The sequence below is a fragment of the Rhodococcus shunpengi genome, from assembly GCF_048381395.1.
Classification (GTDB): domain Bacteria; phylum Actinomycetota; class Actinomycetes; order Mycobacteriales; family Mycobacteriaceae; genus Rhodococcus.
The window spans coordinates 1-6,972 of sequence record NZ_JBLWIU010000027.1 but is presented as its reverse complement, the minus strand read 5'-3'; the positions used below and the strand labels follow the sequence as shown (position 1 = coordinate 6,972).

The following is a 6,972-nucleotide window of genomic DNA, read 5'->3' as shown; positions in this document are numbered from 1 at the left end:
CGCACCTCCGCCGAGCTCGCCGCCCTGGTGACGGATTCGACCGTGCCGGCCGGGATGCGCGCGGCGATCGTCTCCGCCTACGAGAGCCTCGGTCCCGATGTGCCGGTCGCGGTGCGGTCGTCCGCTCCCGCGGAGGACGCCGCGGATACCTCGTTCGCCGGTATCCACGAGTCGTACACGAACATCATCGGCGCCGACGCGGTGATCCGCGCGGTGCAGGCGTGCTGGGCCTCGTTGTGGTCCGAACGCGCCCGCACCTACCGAGGGCTGCGCGGGGTGACCGACGAACCGTCCATCGCCGTGGTGGTCCAGGTGATGGTGAAGTCCGAGTCGTCGGGCGTGGCGTTCACGGCCGACCCGCGCACGGGCGAACTCGATCGGATCGTCGTCGAAGCAGCGCTCGGTCTCGGTGAGGTCGTCGTCGGCGGGCAGGTCGAACCCGACACGTACGTCGTGGCGAAGGACGGCTTCGAGGTGCTCGACGTGCACCTCGGTCATCAGGAATTCCGCATCACCTCCACCGACAGCGGGGACAGCCGCGTCGCACTCGACCCCGAGCGCCGCACCCGGGTCCTCGACGACGAGCAACTCCTGCGCGTCGCACGGCTGGCCGCCGGAGTCGAAGAACACTACGGGCATCCCCAGGACCTCGAGTTCGCGTTCGCCGACGACGAGTTGTGGATCGTGCAGACCCGCCCCATCACCACACTCGACCAACCGGCGGCTCCCGCCCCGTCCGGCAACGGCGAGGCACGACCGTTGCTGACCGGTCTCGGCGCGGGCCCCGGGACGGCGACCGGCCGCGTGCGGGTGCTGCACGAACTCGTCGACGGGAAGCGCTTAAGCGACGGCGAGATCATCGTGGCACCGATGACCCGGCCGGACTGGCTGCCGATCCTGCGACGCGCCGGCGGCATCGTCACCGACGGCGGCGGCATCACCTGCCACGCGGCCATCGTCGGACGGGAACTCGGCAAGCCCGTCGTGGTCGGTGCACGTACCGCCACCACCGATCTGCACGACGGGCAGCTGATCACCGTGGACGGCAACGTCGGTGTGGTGTTCGACGGGGCGGTCCACACCGCCGAGCGGCCCGCGGCGACGACCTCCGCGCCGGCGACATCGACTCTCTCCGCCGAGACTGTGACGGCCACAGCGGTCTACGTCAATCTCGCCACCCCCGACGCCGCGGAGGCGGTCGCCGCGACCGATGTCGACGGCGTCGGTCTGCTGCGCGCCGAGTTCATGATCACCGAAGCGCTCGCGGGGGAGCACCCCTCGCACATGATCGCGCAGGGTCGTCGCGACGAGTACGTGGAGAAGATGGCCGGAGGCGTCGCGCGGATCGCGGCGGCGTTCGCGCCGCGTCCGGTCGTGTATCGCGCGATCGATCTGCGCAGCAACGAGTTCGCCGATCTCGAGGGTGGTGAGGTCGAGCCCCACGAAGAGAACCCGATGATCGGCTACCGCGGGTGTTTCCGGTACGTGCGGGATCCGGAACTGTTCTCCCTGGATCTCGATGTGCTGCACCGGGTTCGGAGCACGCACCGGAACGTGCACCTGATGATTCCGTTCGTGCGCACCCGCTGGGAACTGCGGGACTGCCTCGCCCAACTCGACCGGCATCCGCTCGGCTCCGACCAGCGTATGCTGCGCTGGATCATGGCCGAGGTCCCGTCGGTCGTCTACTGGTTGCCGGAGTACGCGAAGCTCGGGATCCATGGCGTGTCCATCGGAACCAACGACCTCACGCAGTTGATGCTCGGGGTCGATCGGGACTCGGAGGTGTGCAAGGACCTGTTCGACACCCTCGACCCGGCGGTGCTCGACGCGATCGATCACATCATCGAGCGCGCGTCGGCCGCGGGACTGACGACGTCGCTGTGCGGTCAGGCCGTGTCGACGAGCACCGACCTGGCGGAACATCTCGTCCGGCGCGGTATCACCTCCGTGTCGGTTACGCCCGACGCCGCGGCGCAGACGAGGCGGACGGTGGCGCGAGCGGAGCAACGCATCCTGCTCGACCGCGCCCGCCGCGCGCAGGCGTGAAGATCGGCGCCCTCTACCCGGTGGGCACTTCGACAGAGCGTCGATACGTCAGATCCCATGCCTCGGATCCGAGAGCGACCTGTTTCCAACCGTCGTTTTCGATCTGCCGCTGCGGGTCGGCGAGACTCGCGCTCAGTCCCGGAGCCCACTTCTCCCACAAGCACACCCCACCAATGCGAGTTCCGACCTCTTTCCGCTTCACCAGTAGGGTCTCGATGTCGTCGAGCATGTGAATGTCCTCCCCGTGCCTCGCTGACAGGGTGGCACGCGAATGAATCCTTGTTCCGGTCAGTTGTCGGAGCGGGTCGCCGAAGTCCGAGACTCGGTGTCGGTGTCGGTGTCGGTGTCGGTGTCGTCCGGTCGAGCCGGGAAACGTGTGCGTGTCCGCGTCCATAGGGGTGCTGCGGCAGCGAGTTCCGCCGCAGTGGCGCTGCGGAACGGAGTCTCAGTGACCGGAGGGGCCTGACGTCCCCGGCCGCGGGTGACGTACAGACTCGCAGCAACGGAGACGCCGATGATCGTGGTCACCACGGCCAACGAGATCGTGGTGGGGATGTAGAACACGTCGATCTTCAGCGCCATCTTGATTCCTACCCAGACGAGCACCAGCGCCAGGCCGACCTTCAGGTAGATGAAGCGGTGGATCAGATCGGCGAGAAGGAAGTACATCGCTCGCAGGCCCAGGATGGCGAACGCGTTGGCCGTGAACACCAGGAACGGAATGTCGGTGACCGCGAAGATCGCCGGAATGGAGTCGACGGCGAAGACGATATCGGTGACCTCTACCAGTACCAGCACCGCCAGCAGGGGAGTGGCCAGCAGTGTGCCACCGATCCGAACGAAGAACTTCTGCTCGTAGAAGGCGTCGGTCATCGGTACGTAGCGGCGGAACAGGCGTAACGTGCGCGAGCGTTCCGGATCGAGGTGCTCGTCGCGGCGGCGCAGCATCCGACAGCCGGTGACGATCAGGAATGCTGCGAACAGATACAGGATGGCCCCGAAACTGGCGATCAGCACCGACCCGGCAGCGATGAACAGACCACGGAAGACCAACGCTCCCAGTACCCCGAGGAAAAGCACCCGGTGCTGCAACCGGCGAGGAACCGCGAAGTACGTGAAGATGATCGCCCACACGAAAACGTTGTCCACCGCAAGGGACTTCTCGATCAGGTACCCCGCGAAGTACTGCCGGCCGAACTCCGCGCCGGCGTTGAGCCAGATCAGAACACCGAACCCGATCCCGAAGCCGACCCAGACGGCCGACCAGACCGCCGCCTCGCGTACCCCGATCACATGGGCGCGGCGGTGGGCGAACAGGTCGATCGCAAGCATGGCCACGATGAAGCCGAGCACCGCGGCCCACGCCCAGAACGGAACAGTCATCGACACACCTCCGGTTCATGATCAACCGGAGGTCTTTCCCGCCCGCCCGAGGCGGGCCCGTTCGCCGGGACCGGATCACCGGGCCGTCGTGACGACGAGACAGTTGGGGGATACTCCCCTCCATTGGAGACCAGTGAAGCCGATCCGGCGGAGTTCTGCAAGGAATCTCGTCGACTGCGTTCACGGTCGCCCCTGTCGAGACTCCGCAGCTCGGGAGACGGAGGAGGTCTGCCGCCTGAGCAGGACCGTCATGGCCCAGCCCGTCACCGCCGCCATGGCAAATGCCATGCCGACGCCGGCGACGAGTCCGATCGTCACTGCGAGAGCAGGGGATTGGTCGGGATGCCAGAGTGGTGGGGCCACCGCAAAGAAGACAGCGAGACCGACAAGCCAGCTGAGAGCGGTGGCGGGTATCCACCATGTCGCGCCGGAAAGATGATGGCGCAGTTCGAGCCATTGAGCGAGGCCGATCGATATCAGCAGGACGACAGCACCCGCTCCGAAGAAGAGCACCTGCACGATCAGCGGCCAACTCGTCCACCACGCCGCGAGGGTGGAGGGCAACAGCCCGATCGCGTACGCCGACATCGCCGCTGCAGCTGTGAGCACCACCCATCTCCGTTTCGACAAATATGGCAATTGCCCGTGCAGTACCGTCGCCTGCGAGAGTCCCAGGATCGCTTCTTCCACGGCACCGGCGACCAGGAGCAAGGGAAATGCCGACGCGGAATCCCGCGTGAGGACACCGATGGCGGCAGGCACAGCGAAACCCACCGCTTCTCCTGCCGTCACCACCGCGATCCACCTCGCCAGCCAGCGTTTCATCGGTTGGTGCTTCATCGGCGTTGCGCTCCGTTTCGAGTCCGACGCCCCCATTTGGGGCAGCTCGTCGCATCCCCACACGATCACCGCCAGCGGGTGTCAAGGGACATGAGAGCGTCCCTGTAGGCGGACAGGTCATGTCCCTGCGCGCGGACAGCTGATCTCCCTGTCGGCGGTCAGCCGATCTCCCGCACCAGGTCAGGTCAACGGCATCACCCCGCGTCCGGCGGTGGCGTCCTGCAGCCGCAGTGAGGTGCCCTCGGTGATCACGACATGCGCATGGTGCAGCAATCGGTCGACGGCGGCGGTGGCTAGGGTCTCCGGCATGATCGTGTCGAAGCCGGACGGGTGGAGGTTGCTGGTCACCACCACGCTGCGCCGCTCATAGGCAGCGTCGACGAGACGGTAGAACGCCTCGGCAGCAGCCTGCCCCGACGGCAGCATGCCGATATCGTCGACGACGATCATCTCGGCGCGAGTGATGCGGGTGATGGTCTTGGTGATCGATCCGTCCACCGCAGCCCGCCCGATCGCGGCGGTCAACGATTCGAGACTGAACCAGGACACCCGCATCCCCGCGTCGATGACCGCATGCGCGAGTGCCTCGACGAAGTGGGTCTTGCCGGTTCCCGACGGCCCGCTGACCGCAAGATTCTCGGCACGCCCCACCCACTCCAACGTGGCCAGAGCGTGCTGGGTGGGTAGCGGGATCGACGAATCCGTCTCGCGCCAGGAGGAAAACGTCTTGCCCGCGGGAAGCCCTGCAGTTTTTCGGCGCATCGCCTTCGTCGCCTCATCCCGACCGCGGACCTCCTCGTCGAGAAGAACCTTGAGGACCTCGGTGGGATCCCATCGCTGCGCTTTGGCGGTGGCCAGCACCTCCGGTGCGGCGGCGCGGAGATACGGTAGCCGCATCCGTTTGAGGACGGCGATGAGATCGTCGGGTAGTGGTGGTGCAGAGGCGTTCATGACCCGACTCCGGTTCCGGCGGCACCGAATCCCGCCCAGGCCGCGGTGCCGGGTTGGACCGAATGAGCCTCGTCGGCGACGACGAGCCCGGTCTCGGCTGCGGTGGCGGTGTGATGCGCGACGATCGCCGGCAGATCACCGTCGGCGAAGCGGCCGGCCTCGGCCGCGACCGCCAACGCGGCATCGACGGCGGCGGCGCCGACAAATGCGGCCAACTCGACCGCGCCGGTCATCTTCGCCCGGATCCGGACCGTCCCGGCCGCCGACGCGGCGATCAACCAGGTGTGCGCACCGGGGCCGAGGTCGAGGAACCGGGCCTCGGCCGCGGAGCGAGCCTTCGGGACCGGCGGCTTCGGTGACCCGTCCGGATCCTGCGGATGATCGGGATAATGCGCCGGGTCGATCTGCGGGTTGCCCGGTGTCGAAAGCAGATGCCGGGCAACCTCACTCAAACCCCGTCTGTTCTCAGCCCAGTCCGGAACCCGGGGCAGGGCATCGAGATCGGCCACGACGACCAGTTCGGTGCCGGCAACGCGCACCCACACTTCGGAGCCGACCAACCCGGGCGGGGTCGAATACCGCACTGACCCGAAGCGGATCGTCTGGTCGGTGCCGACACTGCGGGTGGTGCCCAGTGCCAGGGTGTGCGGGCTGGCCGGCAGGGTGTGCAGGCGGGCGCGTTCCTCGGCCACCGCCTCGGTGGGGATGCGGGCGCTTTCGCGGTGCCGACGGCCGTTGACGGTGGCGCAGAACCGCTCGCAGGCCGCCTCGAGTTCGACGAACGACACATAGTCCGGCAGCAGATTCGCGTCAGTGGGCACCAGATCGGCCTTGGCGATCTTGACGGTTGCTTCGCTGCCGCCCTTCGATTCCGGATCGTAAGGGATGCAGGTGTGCACGGTCATGCCGTAGTGGCGGGCGGTCTCGACGATCTGCGGATGCCGCACCGGGATTCCGGCGATGTGATCGATGCTCACGGTGCGCGGATTGTCGGTCAACGCGTAGGTCGGGACTCCGCCGAAGCGACGCACCGTGGCGTCGAGACACGCGATCAACGTCGGCAACGTCTGATCCCAGACCGGGATCACCACCCGGTAGCGGGACCATGCCAACCAGGCGCAGAACAACAAGGTCGAGCGTAGAACCCCGCCCGGGCCAGGAACTTTCGGGCCGTCGCCCCAGTCGAACTGCATCCACAACCCGGGCTCGGTGATCCACGGTCGATAGGTGCGGCGATGGCCGGCCTGCCATGCTGCTTTCACATCTGCGACGGCGCGTCGGGTGGTGCGTTCGGTGCCGTCGAAACCGAGATCGACGAGGCGTTCGTGGACGATGTCGGCGCGGACCTTGCCTTTACTGCGCTCGACCCATTCTTCGATCTTGGGCATGTAGTCGTCGATGATGCGTGGCCGTCGCGACGGGCCGGTCAGCGGCATACCGGCGTCTCGGGCGGCGACGTAGCGTCGGACGGTTTTCGGATCGACCCCGGCCAGCTGCGCTGCGGAGTGCGCGTTGCCGGTGGTGTCGTAGGCCTCGAGAATTTCCATGATGTCCCTGTCAGACTTCTTCATGCGTCCCTCCGGTGGGAGTTGCTCGTAGGTGGTCGAAGACCTCGAGCAAAACCCCGGAGGGGCGTCTGTGTCAGGACCGACACACCGCCGGCCCCCGTGTCCATCGGAAGGGAGATCAGCTGTCCGTCAGCAGGGACGAACCTGTCCGCCTATAGGGAGATTGGCATGTCCGCTTGCA

Annotated in this window: 5 protein-coding genes; 1 reads left to right on the top strand and 4 read right to left on the bottom strand. The window is 66.9% G+C overall.

Annotated features, from left to right (window positions below; genetic code table 11):
- Window positions 1-2,049: phosphoenolpyruvate synthase (ppsA, locus tag ACNJ7K_RS15935; protein WP_487041910.1), on the top strand; the 2,049-nt coding region annotated here is incomplete at its 5' end.
- A gap of 288 nt (window positions 2,050-2,337) precedes the next feature.
- On the opposite strand, the gene ACNJ7K_RS15930 is transcribed toward ppsA, so the two are convergent.
- The 4 genes from ACNJ7K_RS15930 to istA all read right to left on the bottom strand — a co-directional run bounded on the left by ACNJ7K_RS15930 (window position 2,338) and on the right by istA (window position 6,794).
- Window positions 2,338-3,432, bottom strand: coding sequence for a TerC family protein (locus tag ACNJ7K_RS15930; RefSeq protein ID WP_120282711.1), 1,095 nt, complete (start codon window positions 3,430-3,432; stop codon window positions 2,338-2,340).
- A gap of 180 nt (window positions 3,433-3,612) precedes the next feature.
- Window positions 3,613-4,272 carry a hypothetical protein gene (locus ACNJ7K_RS15925; protein ID WP_120284292.1) on the bottom strand — a complete coding sequence of 220 codons (660 nt, stop codon included), beginning with the start codon at window positions 4,270-4,272 and terminating at the stop codon, window positions 3,613-3,615.
- A gap of 180 nt (window positions 4,273-4,452) precedes the next feature.
- Complete coding sequence (gene istB, locus ACNJ7K_RS15920; RefSeq protein WP_487041594.1) at window positions 4,453-5,223, bottom strand: IS21-like element helper ATPase IstB; 771 nt, start codon at window positions 5,221-5,223, stop codon at window positions 4,453-4,455.
- Window positions 5,220-6,794: an IS21 family transposase gene (istA, locus tag ACNJ7K_RS15915; RefSeq protein ID WP_268655857.1), complete on the bottom strand. Its 1,575-nt coding sequence runs from the start codon at window positions 6,792-6,794 to the stop codon at window positions 5,220-5,222. Before istA ends, istB begins: the two co-directional genes overlap by 4 nt.
- Window positions 6,795-6,972: the final 178 nt, after the last annotated feature.